Source organism: Hyphomicrobium sp. 802, assembly GCF_000526135.1.
GTDB lineage: Bacteria > Pseudomonadota > Alphaproteobacteria > Rhizobiales > Hyphomicrobiaceae > Hyphomicrobium_B.
Genome location: NZ_JAFM01000001.1, coordinates 4,257,344 through 4,274,215 on the forward strand (window position 1 = coordinate 4,257,344; position 16,872 = coordinate 4,274,215).

Consider the following 16,872-nt stretch of genomic DNA (forward strand, 5'->3'; position numbering starts at 1 on the left):
TATCGGTCAGCCCGGATTGAAAAGAAAATTGGCCAACGTTCGCGGAGTTCCCATGAATCGCGAGAAGCCCAAGGTGGAAGTCGACAAAGAATTGGACGAGGCGCTCAAGGAGACGTTTCCCGGCAGCGATGCGATTGCCGTCGACAGCCGCGATGACGGGCCGGTGCGGCCAGCCGATCGGAAGCCGCCGATCATCGACAAGGCATTGGTCGATAAGCTTGCCGAAGAGGCCAAAGCAAAAAAGGACTGATTTCGGTCCCGCCAGCATGTTCTAAAGTTTTGCTTTGTAAAAGGCGTTATGGCCTGCTCGGGGCCGCCGGGGCGGGTCCGGAGTTCGCCTCCTGCGAAGACTGCCTGTACGCACCATTTCCGCTTAGTAAAACGTACCAGCCTGCCAGCGCGACGCCGATGAGAAGCACGATTACAGCCAGCCATGAAGAATTTACGGTCGGCCGCCCCATTTCCAAATCGTCCGGGTCGCGGCGAGGATCGAAGTCGGAGATCATCGCGTTCTCTCCCAGATCGTCGTTAGTGCGTTAACAGAGGTATTTAGAAATCGGTTCCGATCCGACGTTTACTATACGACGTTCAGACAATTTGATTGATGTGCGCAATGTCAAACCTGTATCGGGGGGCCTCGGACGGGCACGACACAGGGCGGGAACAACTTTTCATGACGCTTCGGCAGGTTGGCGCACTACCCGTGCGAAAATTGCACGGTGGAGGCTTCGAAGTGCTTCTCGTGTCGTCGCGGGAAACACGGCGATGGGTCATTCCGAAGGGCTGGCCGGCAAAGCGCCTAAGCGATCCCAAAGCTGCAGCGCGGGAAGCGCGGCAGGAAGCCGGCGTAACGGGCAAGATCGGCAGCCGTCCGATCGGGACCTATCGCTACAGGAAGAAGATGCCGGAAGGCACCTTTCGCATCGTCGACGTCGATGTCTATCCGCTTTTGGTCAAGAAGCAGCGCAAGAGCTGGCGCGAGCGCGACGAGCGCGTCCGCGTCTGGTTTTCGCAGAGCGATGCCGCGCAGAAAGTCCGCGAACCGAAGTTGAAAGAACTCATCGCGCAGTACGGCACCTGACGTATCGGCTAGCGCGAGCCGCTGGCTTTGTCGTCTGGTTCTTTCTCCCAGCCAAACACCGAGAGACCACCGTAGTCCGGCGAACGCGCACGCTCATGGGCGATGTGCGCTTCGAGGGATGGGCCGCGTGCGGAGCTTTCGAGCCGCCGGGCTTGATCGTCGAGGCGTTTCAGCGCCGCTAGCATTTCGGTGTTGCCAAGCTTCGCTTTCTGCATCGCCGATTTCAGCACGGTGATCGTTTCGTCGTAGACCTTGACCGGAACAGGGAACGGCTGGCGATCCTTGCCGCCGAGTGCCAGGGAAAAGCGACCCGGATCCTGAAAGCGATAAGGCGCGCCGTGGACAACTTCAGCGACCATCGCGAGTGACTGCACCATTCGCGCGCCGACACCGGGCGTCAACAGTAGCTCCGGAAAATCGACAGGCCCACGCTCGGCCGCTGCCGCCAATGTGGCGTGCAGACGACGGGTGAATACGTCGCTCGAACGGACGTCGTGATGCGCGGGCATGACGAGGTGCGGCAGCGATAGCTGGGCTGACGGCGCTTCGGGCGGCATTTCCGTCTGCAGCTCTTTCACGATCCGGTCGGGACCTAAATGCGCGAGTAGATCGAGCTGCGCGGAACGCGATTTTTCCGCTCGCCGATCCGTGAGATTTATGATCTCGCCTTGCTGAGGCCCTTCGATCGCCGCATGCGGCTGATCGACAAAGCTTGCCAGTGCGCCAGAGTGCCAATGGTAGCGCCGGGCTTGGCGTTTCTCGCCATTCATGCCTTGCTGCACGACCGTCCAGCGGCCTTCTCGCGTAACGAAAAAGCCGTGAAGATAAAGATCGAAACCGTCCTGGACTGCGGCGCTATCGACTTTCGCAACGAGGCGGCTGGCGCGGGTCAGGCCTTGCGCATCGAAGCCGATGCGCTCGCCGAGCAGGTTTAGCTCATCGGGCGTTCGCCGCGAATGCCGGCCACGTCCGCCGCAAACATAGACGCCCAGATCGTCCTTGAGCGGCTCCAGGCCGCGTTTCAAGGCGCCAATGACGCTCGTGGTGATGCCCGAGGAATGCCAATCCATTCCCATGACCGCACCGAACGACTGAAACCAGAAGGGATGTGCCAAACGGCCGAGCAACTCGTCTCGGCCGTAATGCTCAACAATCGCCTGACAGATGACGGCGCCGAGCGTGGCCATGCGCCCCGCAAGCCACGCGGGAACGCGTCCAGTATGAAGTGGAAGATCAGCGCTTCCTGTGCGACGAGCCATGGAATCGTCATCGCATGTTCGTTCGCCGACCGTCAAACGTCAGATGCAGGCGTCAGACGCGTGACCGCGAATCGCCCTGCGCATCGCTTTTGGGGAAAAGCGATAAAACGGGACGGCGCACTTCGCTCCGCAGATAATGCACGGTCGGAGCGGGGCGCTGCGTCGCGGATACGTCCGACAGATCCAAATCGCGAATCGCGCGCTGAAAAGCGGCTTCGTATTTGGCCTTTCTTTGCAGGCGGGACGCGCGCGCCCGACGGGTGAATTCGCCCAGCTTCATACATCGATCCTGTGTTGCAAGGGTCCAATCGGAGCACCGGCGAGCATGTGTCACGCCGGTGCTCCTTAAAAGGGCAGAGCCTATCGCTCCATCCGAGGATGCTAACGCGCTATACGCCGACTCGTTCCACACATTTGCGCACGCAGCACTTCAACGCCGACTACTGCTCATCACACGATGAACCGACATTGATGAACCGCCATGGAAGGCAGGGCGCAGTGCTGTCGGACCAATCGAACTCGGCCGGAGCGACGTCGAAACCAACTTTGGCGAGACGATCGAAGAAGACCGCAGCGAGCGCATGAAGGTCGAGGCGCCAACAGCTGGCGGATCAGATGTCATCGACTCAACCGGACTTGAGTTGATCACGGCGGCGGTGCCGATCAACGGCCCCATGGAATTCGAACTTGAACTCGTCGCGACGCGCCGGCTCGACAACGATCTCTCGAAGCCAGCTCCACTCAGTGAGGAAAGAAATGATTGCGTAGCCGTCGGCTCGGAGATTATCGCGGGATAGACGCTCGTTGACGTGGGCGGCGAGATCGATGACCCAAGCGATGGCATCGTCGTCGACGTCGTGCCCTGCACGGCATTGAGCGATACACCGGCCGCCGTCGGCGCCAGTTGTGTGACGTCGGGGCTGAGCAACACCGACTCCGAGCTCGTTGGATCGATCTCCAACTGTAGCGGACTGGGGGCCGATGGGTCCACGCGGTTCTCCTCGATCGGCGCCTGGACAAACGTGGACGGCACTTCTGAACTCGACTGAACAGCAGCGGCGCTCGACGATTGCTGGTTTTGTCCTGTGATGGGATTTGGCTGCGTCGGGGTCAACGGACTGGTGGTATTGGGATTAGATGGCGTCAGCGGGCTCGACGTATCCGTTTGAGACGGTGGCGGTGGGGTTGTCGTCTGGGTCTGAGTTTGCTGCGCCGCGTCTTGAGCGGACGCAGCTACGGGCATAAGAGCGACGGTCAGCGCGCTCACAAGTGTTGCGAAAGATTTCTGCATGAACGGCGTCCTTGAGTTCCTACCCGAAATAGGAACCAGAGCGAATATTGCCCAGTTCCCAAGGGAACAGCGCAGCCCCGCGGAAATCCGATGGCTGACATCGGCATAGGCCGATCAGCCGATGACAATTCTCATATCCGAGTGAAGGGCGCGACCAATTGGTCTTGTCGCGCACTCGCCATGAACCGCCTCCGCTTCGATGAGTTGTCATCCCGAACGGTCGACCATCGAGGGACGTAATATTTTGACGAACGATTTATCGGCATTTGCCAAGCATCCTTATCGTTTCATTGCCGATATCATTCGCGGATATCGGTGGTCTCACTTGGCGATTCTCCTCTCCGTAATCGCCGCGGTGACGTTTTCGGTTTCGACGCAATATGGCGTCAAAAAACTCGTCGATGCGCTTTCAGATCCTACGAAACATCAAACCGTCTGGGCCGCTTTCTTTCTTCTCATTGCATTCATTGCCGCCGACAATCTGTCTTGGCGGCTTGCGGCTTGGATGGGGCACTCGACGTTTACAGGCGTTACCGGCCGTGTCCGTCGGAAGCTTTTTCGGCACCTGACAGGGCACGCGCCAAGCTTCTTCCACGGTCGCGCACCGGGCGCTCTGACGAGTCGCATAACCGCGACTTCTAATGCGCTCTACACCACGGAAAGCATGGTGACATTCAACGCCCTGCCGCCGCTGATCGCGACGGTTGTCTCAATCATCTATTTGACGACAGTCAGCGTAGCGATCGCCCTCACTCTTACGGCCATCGTCGGCGTTGTGGTGGTGATCATGTTCTACTGGGCCGCGCGCGGGACGCCGCTGCACCACACTTATGCGCGTGAGGCTGCAAATGTTGACGGCGACATGATTGATGTCATCTCCAACATCTCCGTTGTCAAATCGTTTGGACGCATGCGCAGCGAACATCGCCGCCTTGGCGGCGTCATCAGCCGCGAAATCCGCGCGCGCAAAGACAGCCTCTACTTTCTGGAACGGCTGCGGATCTTTCACGCGCTGACGACAGCCGTATTAACGTCGTGCGTGCTGGCGTGGTCGATCGCGCTTTGGCAGGCCGGCCGGGCAACGCCGGGCGACGTCATTCTGGTTTGCACGCTGGGCATTTCCATCCTCAGCGCGACGCGCGATCTCGCCGTGGCGCTCGTTGACGTGACGCAGCATCTCGCCCGCTTTTCCGAAGCACTGCGGACGCTGCTCATCCCGCACGAACTACCGGTCTACGCGTCGGCGAAGCGTGAGGCGACGACGCACGGCACCGTCGAGTTCCGCGATGTCGGCTTCGCCTATCCGGATGGCAAAGAGGTTTTCTCGTCGCTGAACTTCAAGATCGAGCCGGGCGCGCGCGTTGGCATCGTCGGACCGTCGGGCGCCGGCAAATCGACGATCTTTGCTCTGATGCAGCGATTCTACGATGTACAGCATGGCGCCATTCTGATCGATGGGGAGGTCAGTGCGACGCTTCCTGACGACGCCTTGCGCAGGACGATTGCCGTCGTGCCGCAAGACATCAGCCTCTTTCATCGCTCACTTCGGGATAACATCCGCTACGGCCGGCCTGATGCGAGCGATGAAGAGGTCTTAGCCGCGGCTGAAATGGCGCGATGCCTGAGCTTCATCGAACAACTTCCAGATGGGCTCGATACCGTTGTCGGCGATCGCGGCGCGAAACTGTCCGGTGGCCAGCGCCAGCGGATCGCGATTGCCCGCGCCTTCCTGAAGAATGCACCAGTGCTGCTGCTCGATGAAGCAACGTCGGCGCTCGATACCCATTCCGAAGAATTGATCCGAGAGGCGCTGACAACGCTGATGCGCGGCCGCACTGTGATCGCTATCGCGCATCGTCTTTCCACGCTGCGCAATTTCGACCGCATTATCGTGATTCAGAATGGCAAAATCGTTCAGGACGGGACACCGGCGTCGCTGATCAGCAAGGCGGGGGCGTACAAATCGCTTGTCGATCTTGAAGTTCGCCGCTTGCAAACGGCAGCGGCGTAAACCGCGCACTCGAGCGCCGATATTCAGCTCAAGCCATGACGACTTTGACGCCGCCACGGCAATTGGTGACGTCGATCGTCACGACGCCGTGGTGGCGACGTAAGACGAAATCGGCCGAACCTTCGCCCGCACGAATGTTGCGCACCTCAATTTCTCCGGCTCGGAGCGGCAAGCGCGGTGAGCGCAACGTGATGGTGCGCGATGCGCCGTCGATTTCGAGGCCCATCAGCGAGCTGACCATATGGAGCATGGCGCCACTGGCCCAGGCTTGCGGCGAACACGCAACGGGATAAAGAATCGGTGCGCGTCCCGGCCGCCGGCGAAAGCCGCAGAACAACTCCGGCAACCGGCCTTGCGACATCTTCAGCGCGGCGTCGAGCACCCCGTCGAAAACCGGCTCGATGCGCTCCGTCTGTCCGTAGCGCGCAAAACCGGCGCCGATCATGGCGTTGTCATGAGGCCAGATCGAGCCGTTGTGGTAGGACATTGGGTTGTATCGCGCTTCGGTAGTCGCGATCGTGCGAATGCCCCAACCGGAAAAGAAACCTGGCGACAACATCTGCTGGACGACACTGCAGGCGCGATCCGGAGATGCTATGCCCGTGCTCAGCATGTGGCCAGCATTGCTTGAACGAATCGCGACCCGTTTCTTGGCACCGTCGAGCGCGATGGCATAGGTGCCGATTTCCGGCGACCAGAATTCGCGTTCGAATTTCTGCTGCAGCGCCGTGGCTTGGGTGCGAAGATTTTCCGCGTGCTCTCGATGTTCGAGAATTTCTGCCATTCGCGCGGCGGCAATCTTGGCAGCATAGACATAGCCCTGTACTTCGACGAGCGCGAGCGGGCCTTGCGCGAGCGAACCGTCAGAATGGAAGACGGAATCATGGCTGTCTTTCCAGCCCTGGTTCGCCAACCCCGCTTCGGTTTCCCGCGCGTATTCAACGAAACCGTCCCCGTCGGGATCGCCCGGGCCGTCGATCCATTCGAGCGCCTTCAGAATGGCCGGCCAAAGCTCATTCAGGATCTTCGTGTCGCCTGTAACGCCGACGTAAGCTCCGGCAAGGACGACGAATAGCGGCGTGGAATCGACGCTGCCATAGTAGAGACCAAACGGAATTTCGCGCAGCGCTGCCATTTCGCCGTTTCGCATTTCATGCAAAATTTTTCCCGGTTGCGCATCGGCTGCTGCGTCGTGCTCGACTGCCTGATAGCGTGCGAGACGCCGCAGGACGCCACGCGCGATCGAAGGGTCAAGCCACAGCACTTGCAGGGCCGTAATCAGCGCATCGCGTCCGAACGTTGTCGAATACCAGGGTGTTCCGGCATAGGGATATGGGCCATCCTCCGTTTCCGTGACCAGAAGCCGGAGGTCGGCGAGCGCACGCGACAGCACCTGATCCAGTTCCGAATTGGATGCGCGAATGCTTGCGGCCTCCAGCTCGATGCGGCGCTGCGCGCGATGAGCATCGCGCAAGCCTTTGGCGTAGGAGCACGGCGGCTGCTTGCGATCCGTTCCGGCGCTGGCTGTAATGAAGACGCGTTTGGATTGCTTGGCCGGAAGGTGCAGATGAAAGAAGGCCGAGGTCTCTTTCAGAGATGCCGGCTCGGGATCGATATGGATCGTCGTTTGCCGCACGACGTTGTCTAAGCCGGAGTAAACAAAGCGGACTGCGTCCGGCGCATCAACGACGCGCTTGACACTGCCGTGTTTCTCCCGGCGCATCCCACGCACTTCGAAAATATCCGCAAAGTCGGCATCGAAGATAAGCGACACCGGCAGCATCAAGTCGACGTTGGAGTGATTGGTGAAGACCAATCGCTGACGCAGGGCAGCTTCTCGCACGTACGTCGTCCGAAAGACGTGGACGACATCCTTGTGAAGCCAAAGCGTGCCTTCGGCGAAGACGTCGGTGTTCGTCAGATCGCAACACAGCTGCAGGTCCTTGCTGTCCAGCGTTGAACCGAGCAGCAAAGGCGAATGGCGCGCAATCAGTAACTCGAGCCGCGACAAATATCGCGTATCATTGAAAAAGAAGCCATCGACGTGATTGCCGAACGCGCCAACATCGCCGTGCGTATCGACGACGGCGAAAGCATCGTCATGTTTTAGCGTTTCGTGCGTGCGTGGAGAGCTATCCGCTTCCGCATGAATCCGTTCGATCTCGTTTTCGTCATGATCGGGCTGCCGTGATGGCGCGACTGCCATCGAACCACTCCCTTCCGAAGATATCGCGCCACTCTCACAATCGCAGACGCTCCTCAATGAGCATAGTCACGATCACATCAATTGACGAGCGTTTCCTGCCCTATTGCGACGTCTTCGCCCCGCACCGACACCAACGCGTGTTCTGTTTCCGCGAAGGCGCGGGCGTAAATATCGACGTAATTCATCGCCATCGAGGCAGCGGTGAAGCGCTCATCAAATTGTTGACGAACGCGCACACGGTCGAGTGCGAGAACACGGGGCAGCGCGGCTATCGCGCTTTGAACGTCTTCGACGACAAACCCGGTAACGCCTTCGTCGATGACCTCGCGGACCGATCCGCGGTCGAATGCCAAAATCGGCGCTCCACAGGCCATAGCCTCGATCATGACCATGCCAAAAGGTTCTGGCCAATCGATCGGGAAGAGCAAAGCCGAAGCTTCGCCTAGAAATTTCGCCTTATCGCAATCGCCGATTTCGCCGATGAATTGGATGTCGTCGCCCTGCAGCAGCGGCTTGATGACCTGTTCGAAATATTCGACGTCGACCGCATCGACTTTGGCGGCGACCTTCAGCGGAAAGCCGACGGCGCGGGCGATCTCGATGGCGCGATCCAAGCGTTTTTCTGGAGAAATGCGCCCAATGAACGCAAGATAGCCGCCGCGTGGATTGAATGTCGGCTGATAGAGGTCCTGTGGAATGCCATGATAGATCGTGGCGGCGAAGTTCGCATAAGGGATCGGCGCGCGCTGCGAATCCGAAATCGATATGAGCGGCATTTCTGGAAATGCGCGATAGAGCAATTGCAGGTCGGGCAGGTCCTGGCGACCGTGCAGGGTCGTGATCGTTTTGTCGGCGATAGAACGAAAGAGCGGAAACTGAAATTGATCGATATGAAAATGGATGACGTCGAAACGGGACGCCATCCGGCGGACCTTGTCGATCATCATCATGTAATACGGCAGCGGATCCCTAACGTTGGGATCAGAACGGAGCGCAACATCGCAACACGGGATGAGGTTGGCCGCCGTAACGGAATCGCCGCTGGCGAACAGCGTGACGTCATGACCTTGCGCCACGAGCTCTTCCGTTAAATACGAAGCAATGCGCTCGGTTCCGCCATAAAGCTTGGGCGGCACGCTTTCGATAAGGGGAGCGACTTGCGCAATTTTCATTGATTTCGGCCCTTGTCTCGATCCGGAAGTTGAACGCAGCCCCACGGCTATCGTTCCCCTATTCCCGTGCGACTCGATGTTCGGAAAAGTATTCAGGACCGGTTCAGGGCCATCGCCGCACACATCGCGCATTCATTGGCCCGGTTCCGCGTTCGTCAAAGACAGACAGCGGCGCGCCAGCGAAGATTGCGGAAGACGGGCATTGCTCAAATGCTGCGATAGTCTTGACGTTGCCATGGTTCAGATTGAAGAGAGCAGACCATTCCGATTGAGGAGCTGTAATGAGAATAGGAAAACTTGCGGGGGCCTTTGCCGTCTTCCTGACGCTGGGCACCGCAGCTGCTGAGGCCTCGCCGGGCTACTCCACGGCAAACGTCAACATGCGGACTGGGCCAGACACGGAATTTCCGAGCGTCGGCGTTATTCCGGAAGGCGCGCCCGTCGATGTCCGCGGATGTCTGCGCGATGAGTCGTGGTGCGATGTGATCTGGGGTCCCAATCGCGGCTGGGTCTACAGCGAGTACCTCGGCTTCGACTACCGCGGGCAGACGACGCTCTTGCCGGATGTCGGCATCGCAGCGTTCGGCATTCCCGTCGTGGCATTCGTCGCGTCGGACTATTGGAACCGCTATTACGTCGGCCGCCCATGGTACGCTGACAGAGCACGGTGGTTTGGATTCCGGGTCCACGGGCGTCCCGGCTGGCGCGCACCACCTCCGGGTCCCCGTCACGCCGGTTGGTGGCGCTCCGGCTATCGCGCTCCGGGTGGCATGAAGCCGCCGCCGGGTGCAGGCTGGCACCGTCCGCCGGGAAACTGGGGTAATGGACCGCGTCACGACGGCCCGCGCAACGACGGCCCTCGGCACGATGATCGCCGCCATGATGATCGTCGACCCGACGATCGCCGCTAACGCCCATCATCAGAAGAAAATGAAAGCACTCGGAAGATTGTCTCTTCCGAGTGCTTTTTTTCGATACCGCCGAGACAGCTAGTACTTGCGCAGATTCCGATTTCTCGCCGTCGGATCGATGAAGTTCGGATCGTACTCGCGTCGAATCGGCTTCGGATACGTTGATTTCGTCGACGACGTCGCGGAACCGGAGAGACCTGCACCGGGAAGACTCGACGGTGGAACTCTGACCATCGCGGGATTCGTATCCGACTGTCTTTGATTGAAACGCATCTGCGCGCATGCCGGTCCGGCAAGCGCGACGGTTACCGAAAAGAATAAAATCGCTCGTTTCACGTCGTTCCCCTCCTCCCCTTGCTGCGGCTGTTTACTGGGGTACTAGATTTCCCCGTTCTCGGTAAGCCGCGATTCGCTCGGGGAGGACTTCTGGTCGGGAATGTGGCTCAGGCGTGGCGATTGCCAGGCTGCCGGGAATAGTACCCATTCTATCGCTCCAATAAACGTCGGCCTGAGAAGAAATTCGGCCTTTCTGTTGCCGCGCTTGCATTCCCAAATGCTTGGCGGGGAGCATGGGGACGAACGATGACGCCCATTGCATCTAGGTTATTGCTGACAATTGCCCTCGCGGGCTGTCAGGCCTCCCAGGCACTGGCCGACGACGCGCTTCCCCTGACGTCGTTCGACGCCCCGCTTCCTGCTTTCGTGCCGAATTCAGGACGCGGAAATTTTACCACGGCGCTCAACGACAATCGCGCGTCAGCGACGTCGGCGCGGCGCGCTGCCGAAGCCTTAAGCGCGAAATTTACCGACATCACGACGAATTCGATCGCGAAAGACGATTCTCCCTCAACAACCACACCCGCTCCGGCTCCGGCTCCGGCTCCGGCTCCGGCAGCAAAGCCGACGCCCGCTGCGTCGGTCCAGACACACGCGCCTGTGGCGGCAGTCGATCCGCCCCACATCGTCACGACGAATAGCTCGCGATCCTTCGTGCTCGCATCACGACAGACCGACGGCAACGGCAAAGCGCGCGCACCATCACGACGGCGCTTGACGACAAATGAAAAACGACATCGCCTCCCGCGTGCCGTTGCCGCGCAAGTGGGCGAAACAGGTGAGGGAACTGCAGAGGGTCAGAAGGGATCGGGAAAAGATCTCGCGGCGATCGGCACGAAAGTCGGCTTCCTCGATCTCCTGACCAATCCGTCACTGTGGCCATCGCCTTTTGGAGCGAAGCCGTGATCGGCGATCCGCGCGGGACGGCGTGGGACGCGGATGTCTGACGCGCCGAAGACGGCCTGATGCAGCTTCCGGGCATCGCGCTCGCCACGATCCGCAAGCGAGAAAACGCGCTCGACAACGTCGTCCGTTGCGAGATCGGGGCGACGCGTTCGTGCCTGAGCTAGAATATCGTTCAAGATACGAACGAGAGATTTCAACTCATCCGAGCTGTAACAGCCGTGCATGCGAAAACTTCCAGAGCCCGTTTTGCTCACCGAATCATCCGGGCGAGCGTCTTTCGAGCGCGGTTCCACGACCGGCTCCGACACACAAAACGCGAATGGAAAGCCGCGGTTCCGTTGCCAGCGATAACGATGATTTCATTTGGCACGGGGGGACCGCCCCCGAGTCCGCCGCGTAACACTTGTGGCGACAACCGGCGTCCTATGGCCGCAATGGGTGGTGAAATTGTGCATGCGCTAAAGACGAAGGCGCCCAATGCATGCCAGCATGGAGTCGGTCTGAACTTCTGTGGCTGATGCGGAAGGTGAGCAGATGGGAAATCTGGTTCTTCTAAGTGGTGAACGCGCAAAGAAAGAGTTGGAGGAGAAGCAACGGCTGATTGTCGGGCTCAAAGAGTTGCTTGCCCGCGCTGAGTGCGGAGAGCTTAAGGCAATCTGCTATGCGAGCGTCGATGCGGACGGGCAGAACGTCACGCTGGGCATTCTGCAAGACGACAAGACGGGCCTTCACGAGCTGATCGGCCTATCGCAGATGCTGAGCGACGCTATCCTGCAAAGCGCGCGCGACTAGAGCGATCGATCGACGACCCAGTATGGTCCGGCCCCTTTATCGGGCCGACGGCACATGACGAAAGAAAGTTGCCGACGTTTCGGCAACGGTACGATTGTTCGTTCCATTCGAGATTAAAACAGGTGCGAGGCTTAAGCCGCGCACCTGTTTTTGTAGCTTAGCTGACGTGCTTCTTGGCCGGGTTCTTGGAAGCGACGTGCTTCTTCGTGTGCTTCGAGGCAACGTGCTTCTTCGTCGTCTTTTTGGAGGCGACATGCTTCTTCGTGGTGTGCTTCGTCGCGACATGCTTGTGCGCAACGTGTTTCGTGGCGACATGCTTCGTGGCGTGATGATGATGGTGGACCGGCTTCGTGGCTTCTGCCGCATTGGCAACGCCAGCACCGAGCATCGTGGCAACAGCGGCAACTGCCGCGATCAGGGTCTTGTTCATCGTGGGCTCCATAGGATTTGCAACGTCTGCTGACATTGCCTGATGCCCCTCTGGTACCCTGTTCTTGCTGTCATCAAGATGAATAAAACAATGGATTCGCTATACGTTTTCGTAAGGAGCCCGACCGTCGGCGGCCCTCTTGCGCGCTTTTGGTTGTAGCTCGGCGCATAGCGAATTTTGCGGATGTGGACTTGACCGCAGTGACCCAAATCAGATTGCTTAACATACGCCGACAGCAGCACGTGTGCTGAGTAGTTGTTGCCCCTGGATCTACAGGGTCAACCTCTACCCCGGAGGTGTCATCGGCAGCAGACAGAACCGCGCCGTCCCCAAATGGTTCTGTCCATTGAGCGACAAGCTCAAGAAGAGAGCGGCTTACAATGCCGCTCTCTTCTGCATTTTCAGGGGCATTTTCGACTTTTCGGAACCCACCCCCGACATGAGCCGTTACGCTCTCCATAGACGTATGGAGGACGTACTCATGACGATTGATCATGATCACGATTTCATTGACGTCGCCGACGAAGCCGATGCGCGTCGGGCGGCGCGGATCGTATCGCTGATCGGCCTGCTGGGCGTTCTGGTTCTCGGCGTCGGGCTGATTTCGCTGTTGATGTATGGGCGGATATTGACGGATAGCGACGTCACCGAGCTGACCGCGCGGCCGGCCATAACTGTGCCGCAGGCACCCTCAGTTCCTCAGCCTCAGGCGGACTGACAGCAATCGCAAGAGAGATTGGCGCAGGGAGATGGACCATGGCCTTCTGGCATGAAAACAGGACGCTCGATGACTTGGTGCGGACCAGCGATCGTACGCTCAATGTGCTTGTGATCGTGCTGCTGGCCGCTTTTGCGCTCGGTTCCGGCGCCTATTACTACGGCCAGATGAATCCTCGAGTCGAGACATCGGCCACGGGTACCGGCTCAAATGCGCCTCCTCCTGCCAGTCAGCCAAGGTAGCGGAACAGGAAACATCGTCTCGTTTTGATTCGCGTATTCGCGACGCAGAAACCGTCGCGCATAAATAACCGGGGCGCTTGGACACGCTATAGGCCGACAGCAATATCTTTCGCCGACACTCCCGACGGGATCTGCCTTCCAATCGGAGAGATGTCGTGAAGAAAATCGCAATCGTTGCTGCTACAGCGTGCCTTCTCGCTGCAGATGCGGCAGCGGCTGGTCCGTTCGCTCTTGGCGAACTTGCGCATCCGGGATTGACTCAGAAAACCCATTGGATCCGCAAGAGCTGGCGCGGCTATAGCGGACCGCCGTACGGCATCGAATATTCCCGCGCCTATAGCTACGCCTTCAACTCAAGCTACTACGAATCCGGCTACGCAGGCTGCAGAGGCGTTCAGCACATGTGCGCCAGCCGGTGGGGATGGGTCGGACACGCCTATCGCCGCTGCCTTTCCAACCACCGTTGGTGCTAACGGCGGCGACGGTATGGTCCGGCATTTCGCTGCCGAACCCGACCTGACAATCCTGCAAAATCAAACCGCCTTATTATCTCCAAGGGCATATCATGCTCACGGCGCAACGCGCATTTGCGGGATTTTGCGGCCGTCAAGGCTTATGTTTTGAAATAAATTGTGTGTTGCGATAGCGGCACCCCTGTGGTGGGATTGGGGCGGAAAGTTTGAGTGGACCTCGGGGGTTCTCTCTTAAAAATCGCAGTGGCGACAGTTGCGTTTCGTATGCGCTCGGCTGAAGGGCCGGGCGGTAGTGGGATAGCTGTTGCCGATCGAAAAGATGGGACAAGAGCGATGACTGTTACCCGCCAGTCCGAGGACAAAATCAACGCGCGCGAAGAGGGATTGCTCCCTTTGTGCATCCTTGGATTTATCGCCGTCACGGTTGTGATCGGGTGGCGCCTGTTCGATCACGAGAGGCCGAACATGCCCCGTGCTACTGTGATGATGGACGCAGGCACGCCTCGCGGATAGGCGTCCTCAGCGGAGGGCCGATTGGCCTCAAGGATGGTCGCCATCGTAGTGGGCCACATCCGTGTACATAATATAGCGGCCAGCAACGAAGCCGATTGCGATCAAAATACAAGCGACGGTGAGGATCTTTACGTGGCGATGCATGGTGCCTCGTGCTGGGCATTGGCGTTGAACGGCCGACCGTAGCAGATCCCTAGCCTTTTTGTCTTAAGGCTCTCTTCCAGCGGGACATTGGTCGGCGACACAATTGCCGCTGCCGCGGCGCACCATTTCAGGCTTCGGAAAGCACGCGGGACTTGATCGGGCGAATGGTGGTCGACGAGCCGCGAATACCAGGCCTTGGGCGATAATCGGCGAAGCCCTCCAGCCGTGTGCGGCGTTCCGGATAGACGACGTCGGCCGCCTTTATCCCGAACTGGGCAAATTCCGAGGGCTGCAGGCTGTTTGCCGAGAAAACGACAGGCACCTTAAGGACCTTCACAGCATCGTAGAAATCGAGCGTGTCGGTCTCAACGCTGAACTCGATAATAACAGTTACCGCTTTTGCGGATCGCATGAACGCCAAGGCGGCGGAGAAGGCCTCGAACGCATAAGCGCGGCCTTTGGCAGCTTCGCTCAAGCGCCCGGAAATTACGATTGCTTTGAGGTCATCCCCCACCGCTACCCCGCGTTTATCAAACTTCCTTGCTCATCAGATCCCGTGCCAGTCTAACCGGGAGGCCACGACGGCCAATTCACGATCCGCTCAGTTAAGCAAATAACTGTGGGCCGATTGTGGATAGATCGGCCATGAACCCGCTCCGCACCCGAAAACTGCGGGGACTTTGTGGAACGCGCGAGGTGCGTGCTCTCGCAATTCTATTTGGCTCACATTGAACGGCGGCCAGAGACGTCGCTATTGTTCGCATGCGCAGCAAACCCGCTCGCTACCGCGAAAAACAACTCGGCATTTTGCTGGCGCTTTCTACAGTATTCACAAAGCGTGGGAACGAGGCATACTGATTGCACGTTGGCTAGAAAGGCCGCCAACGTGTGAGCTGTGCGTCATGTTTCGAGACAATGTGATTTGGGTCGATTTTCGCCTGTCAAAAGACATTCGTGCCAGACAGGCCCTGTCATTCGCCGAGCGTATGAAGGCAAGCTCGAATCAGACGCAGCAATATCTGCAAATATCACAAAGCGCTCTCGACGTTATTCGGATGATGTTGGAACGCGATCCGCACACGCCGCGGCGGTCGTGATTTAGGATGCCTGCGGATTATTCGACCAGAGCGGCATCTCATGGGTAACGTTGGACTTCCGTAACGACCAGCGGCCCGATCAATGGAGGAGAACATGGCTCTGTGGGCAGATCCGCATTCTTCCAAAGCCGAAACGCGCATTCCCGATCGGCAAATCGACGACGACGCATTTGAAAGTGCGAACAACGTCGGCTCAAGCTTGCCGATGATGCTCTTGGGGGCTGCATTCGGTATGGCGCTGCTCGGCGTAATTATTCGGCTGGGATATCCCGGCACGGTGACGACCGTGGCAGACCAGACATTGGATCGCCCGGCGTCCACCGCTCCGAACGCAGCCGGCTTACCGTCAGCGCATTAGGATCCGGACGAGAAAGCCAAACCTGCCTTCCGCGCGTTTCTCCTCAACGAAACGGCGCGAGTTCGTCGTGAAAAAATTGCGAGAAGGGATTGGTTGCGGGGGCCAGATTTGAACTGACGACCTTCAGGTTATGAGCCTGACGAGCTACCGGGCTGCTCCACCCCGCGTCACCAAAAAACGCAAGGTCTTCGAGACATATGCGCTTTGCCGGATAAACAATGCCGCTCGTTGGAGCGGCAGGAGGGGCCGTATAGCACAAAAAAAACGTCTGGGAACCCCCAACGTCGAAATTCTTCGGCATCCTGTTGAGAAGGCCCGAATTACGGGCCTCGCGCGCACCTGCGCCAATCGCTCAGTGATGGCACAGGCTTGTTGCGCCGCCGTCTGACGAGGCTCAGGGGAAGTGCTGCAGCCGCAGCGTGTTGACCGTCAGACCCGATTGGTCGAGCGCCTGGGCGATGAGGTACGTCGGCGTATCCCGACGCTTCGGCTGGTAGCTGGCGGGCTGCACACTGGCTGTCTGGCGGTGCATCGCGCGGTGTGCCGTCCGACTGGACTTTGCGGACCTGACCGCCTTCGCCTGATGATGGTGACGCTGGCGATGCTCGATCGCGCGGCCGAGATTGCCCCCCAATCCCATATAGCCCGTCGACCAGCCGCCGGTTAGGGCCAATGAAGCGGCGTCGCTGAGGCTCTGCGCGACACCGGCCTGAGCGCCGGAAAGCGAAAGCGCGGCGGACAAGACGAGAGTGGGGAAAAGCCGGGGTATCTTCACGGGTTCAATCCGATGTGAAAGAGATGTCCATTGATTTCGAGTCCGCAGTGTTTCGGTTAACAAAAGATTAATTTCAATTCATTTCAATACAATTGGGACGATAAATTTTCATTTTTATGGATTCGGTCATTTATTCTCAGCTCCATTTCGCTCCAAC

19 protein-coding genes and 1 tRNA gene are annotated in these 16,872 nt (G+C 58.8%); 12 read left to right on the plus strand and 8 right to left on the minus strand.

What is annotated here, in order from left to right; genetic code table 11:
- Nucleotides 1-52: 52 nt before the first annotated feature.
- Both HYP802_RS0121500 and HYP802_RS0121505 read left to right on the plus strand, forming a co-directional pair.
- Complete coding sequence (locus tag HYP802_RS0121500) at nt 53-250, plus strand: hypothetical protein (protein WP_024276511.1); 198 nt, start codon at nt 53-55, stop codon at nt 248-250.
- Between the two features lie 423 nt (nt 251-673).
- Complete coding sequence (locus tag HYP802_RS0121505; RefSeq protein WP_013949807.1) at nt 674-1,081, plus strand: NUDIX hydrolase; 408 nt, start codon at nt 674-676, stop codon at nt 1,079-1,081.
- Between the two features lie 8 nt (nt 1,082-1,089).
- Here HYP802_RS0121505 and HYP802_RS0121510 read toward each other — a convergent pair whose 3' ends face one another.
- Together HYP802_RS0121510 and HYP802_RS0121515 are read right to left on the minus strand one after the other, a co-directional pair.
- Complete coding sequence (locus HYP802_RS0121510) at nt 1,090-2,340, minus strand: DUF763 domain-containing protein (protein ID WP_024276512.1); 1,251 nt, start codon at nt 2,338-2,340, stop codon at nt 1,090-1,092.
- 52 nt (nt 2,341-2,392) lie between these two features.
- Entirely contained in the window at nt 2,393-2,620 is a 228-nt protein-coding gene (locus HYP802_RS0121515) for a hypothetical protein (protein ID WP_013949809.1), read from the minus strand.
- A gap of 301 nt (nt 2,621-2,921) precedes the next feature.
- Here HYP802_RS0121515 and HYP802_RS0121520 point away from each other — a divergent pair, with 301 nt between their 5' ends.
- From HYP802_RS0121520 to HYP802_RS0121530, 3 genes are all read left to right on the plus strand, one after another.
- Nucleotides 2,922-3,137 (plus strand): hypothetical protein, encoded by a 216-nt coding sequence (locus HYP802_RS0121520; protein ID WP_013949810.1) that lies wholly within the window; start codon nt 2,922-2,924, stop codon nt 3,135-3,137.
- Nucleotides 3,138-3,149: 12 nt separating this feature from the next.
- Complete coding sequence (locus HYP802_RS0121525) at nt 3,150-3,389, plus strand: hypothetical protein (protein ID WP_024276513.1); 240 nt, start codon at nt 3,150-3,152, stop codon at nt 3,387-3,389.
- A 441-nt stretch (nt 3,390-3,830) separates the two neighbouring features.
- Entirely contained in the window at nt 3,831-5,642 is a 1,812-nt protein-coding gene (locus HYP802_RS0121530) for an ABC transporter ATP-binding protein (RefSeq protein WP_024276514.1), read from the plus strand.
- A 28-nt stretch (nt 5,643-5,670) separates the two neighbouring features.
- Here the strand turns inward: HYP802_RS0121530 and HYP802_RS0121535 are convergent, their stop codons facing one another.
- Nucleotides 5,671-7,848, minus strand: a complete 2,178-nt coding sequence (locus HYP802_RS0121535) for a glycogen debranching N-terminal domain-containing protein (RefSeq protein ID WP_024276515.1) — start codon at nt 7,846-7,848, stop codon at nt 5,671-5,673.
- 77 nt (nt 7,849-7,925) lie between these two features.
- Complete coding sequence (locus HYP802_RS0121540) at nt 7,926-9,020, minus strand: glycosyltransferase family 4 protein (RefSeq protein WP_013949814.1); 1,095 nt, start codon at nt 9,018-9,020, stop codon at nt 7,926-7,928.
- A 281-nt stretch (nt 9,021-9,301) separates the two neighbouring features.
- Between HYP802_RS0121540 and HYP802_RS23085 the strand changes: the two genes are divergently transcribed.
- From HYP802_RS23085 to HYP802_RS0121565, 3 genes are all read left to right on the plus strand, one after another.
- Nucleotides 9,302-9,931: an SH3 domain-containing protein gene (locus HYP802_RS23085; protein WP_013949815.1), complete on the plus strand. Its 630-nt coding sequence runs from the start codon at nt 9,302-9,304 to the stop codon at nt 9,929-9,931.
- 582 nt (nt 9,932-10,513) lie between these two features.
- The gene (locus tag HYP802_RS0121555) at nt 10,514-11,173 is read left to right on the plus strand and encodes a hypothetical protein (RefSeq protein ID WP_155831285.1); all 660 of its coding nucleotides are present in this window, start codon (nt 10,514-10,516) and stop codon (nt 11,171-11,173) included.
- Nucleotides 11,174-11,707: 534 nt separating this feature from the next.
- The gene (locus HYP802_RS0121565; RefSeq protein ID WP_013949821.1) at nt 11,708-11,965 is read left to right on the plus strand and encodes a hypothetical protein; all 258 of its coding nucleotides are present in this window, start codon (nt 11,708-11,710) and stop codon (nt 11,963-11,965) included.
- 157 nt (nt 11,966-12,122) lie between these two features.
- On the opposite strand, the gene HYP802_RS0121570 is transcribed toward HYP802_RS0121565, so the two are convergent.
- Nucleotides 12,123-12,395, minus strand: coding sequence for a hypothetical protein (locus HYP802_RS0121570; RefSeq protein ID WP_024276517.1), 273 nt, complete (start codon nt 12,393-12,395; stop codon nt 12,123-12,125).
- A 481-nt stretch (nt 12,396-12,876) separates the two neighbouring features.
- Between HYP802_RS0121570 and HYP802_RS0121575 the strand changes: the two genes are divergently transcribed.
- The 3 genes from HYP802_RS0121575 (at nt 12,877) to HYP802_RS0121585 (ending at nt 13,828) form a co-directional block, all read left to right on the plus strand.
- A complete protein-coding gene (locus HYP802_RS0121575; protein ID WP_155831286.1) occupies nt 12,877-13,113 on the plus strand; it encodes a hypothetical protein in 237 nt (78 codons plus the stop codon).
- A gap of 38 nt (nt 13,114-13,151) precedes the next feature.
- On the plus strand, nt 13,152-13,355 hold the full coding sequence (locus HYP802_RS0121580; RefSeq protein WP_013949825.1) for a histone deacetylase: 204 nt from the start codon (nt 13,152-13,154) through the stop codon (nt 13,353-13,355).
- A gap of 155 nt (nt 13,356-13,510) precedes the next feature.
- Nucleotides 13,511-13,828 carry a hypothetical protein gene (locus tag HYP802_RS0121585; RefSeq protein WP_013949826.1) on the plus strand — a complete coding sequence of 106 codons (318 nt, stop codon included), beginning with the start codon at nt 13,511-13,513 and terminating at the stop codon, nt 13,826-13,828.
- A gap of 784 nt (nt 13,829-14,612) precedes the next feature.
- Here the strand turns inward: HYP802_RS0121585 and HYP802_RS0121600 are convergent.
- Nucleotides 14,613-14,999, minus strand: a complete 387-nt coding sequence (locus HYP802_RS0121600; RefSeq protein ID WP_013949828.1) for a hypothetical protein — start codon at nt 14,997-14,999, stop codon at nt 14,613-14,615.
- Nucleotides 15,000-15,676: 677 nt separating this feature from the next.
- On the opposite strand from HYP802_RS0121600, the gene HYP802_RS0121610 reads away from it, so the two are divergent.
- Nucleotides 15,677-15,940: a hypothetical protein gene (locus HYP802_RS0121610; RefSeq protein ID WP_013949829.1), complete on the plus strand. Its 264-nt coding sequence runs from the start codon at nt 15,677-15,679 to the stop codon at nt 15,938-15,940.
- A 90-nt stretch (nt 15,941-16,030) separates the two neighbouring features.
- Here HYP802_RS0121610 and HYP802_RS0121615 read toward each other — a convergent pair.
- Nucleotides 16,031-16,107, minus strand: a tRNA-Met gene (locus HYP802_RS0121615).
- A 227-nt stretch (nt 16,108-16,334) separates the two neighbouring features.
- Complete coding sequence (locus tag HYP802_RS0121620) at nt 16,335-16,715, minus strand: hypothetical protein (RefSeq protein ID WP_013949864.1); 381 nt, start codon at nt 16,713-16,715, stop codon at nt 16,335-16,337.
- Between the last annotated feature and the right edge of the window lie 157 nt (nt 16,716-16,872).

Bases quoted from the DNA above. Each gene is read 5' to 3' on its own strand.
- HYP802_RS0121515 (WP_013949809.1), bottom strand. From the start codon at position 2,620: ATGAAGCTGGGCGAATTCACCCGTCGGGCGCGCGCGTCCCGCCTGCAA.
- HYP802_RS23085 (WP_013949815.1), top strand. From the start codon at position 9,302: ATGAGAATAGGAAAACTTGCGGGGGCCTTTGCCGTCTTCCTGACGCTG.
- HYP802_RS0121500 (WP_024276511.1), top strand. From the start codon at position 53: ATGAATCGCGAGAAGCCCAAGGTGGAAGTCGACAAAGAATTGGACGAG.
- HYP802_RS0121580 (WP_013949825.1), top strand. From the start codon at position 13,152: ATGGCCTTCTGGCATGAAAACAGGACGCTCGATGACTTGGTGCGGACC.
- HYP802_RS0121535 (WP_024276515.1), bottom strand. From the start codon at position 7,848: ATGGCAGTCGCGCCATCACGGCAGCCCGATCATGACGAAAACGAGATC.
- HYP802_RS0121505 (WP_013949807.1), top strand. From the start codon at position 674: ATGACGCTTCGGCAGGTTGGCGCACTACCCGTGCGAAAATTGCACGGT.
- HYP802_RS0121610 (WP_013949829.1), top strand. From the start codon at position 15,677: ATGGCTCTGTGGGCAGATCCGCATTCTTCCAAAGCCGAAACGCGCATT.
- HYP802_RS0121510 (WP_024276512.1), bottom strand. From the start codon at position 2,340: ATGGCTCGTCGCACAGGAAGCGCTGATCTTCCACTTCATACTGGACGC.
- HYP802_RS0121565 (WP_013949821.1), top strand. From the start codon at position 11,708: ATGGGAAATCTGGTTCTTCTAAGTGGTGAACGCGCAAAGAAAGAGTTG.
- HYP802_RS0121555 (WP_155831285.1), top strand. From the start codon at position 10,514: ATGACGCCCATTGCATCTAGGTTATTGCTGACAATTGCCCTCGCGGGC.
- HYP802_RS0121575 (WP_155831286.1), top strand. From the start codon at position 12,877: ATGACGATTGATCATGATCACGATTTCATTGACGTCGCCGACGAAGCC.
- HYP802_RS0121540 (WP_013949814.1), bottom strand. From the start codon at position 9,020: ATGAAAATTGCGCAAGTCGCTCCCCTTATCGAAAGCGTGCCGCCCAAG.
- HYP802_RS0121520 (WP_013949810.1), top strand. From the start codon at position 2,922: ATGAAGGTCGAGGCGCCAACAGCTGGCGGATCAGATGTCATCGACTCA.
- HYP802_RS0121570 (WP_024276517.1), bottom strand. From the start codon at position 12,395: ATGAACAAGACCCTGATCGCGGCAGTTGCCGCTGTTGCCACGATGCTC.
- HYP802_RS0121530 (WP_024276514.1), top strand. From the start codon at position 3,831: ATGAGTTGTCATCCCGAACGGTCGACCATCGAGGGACGTAATATTTTG.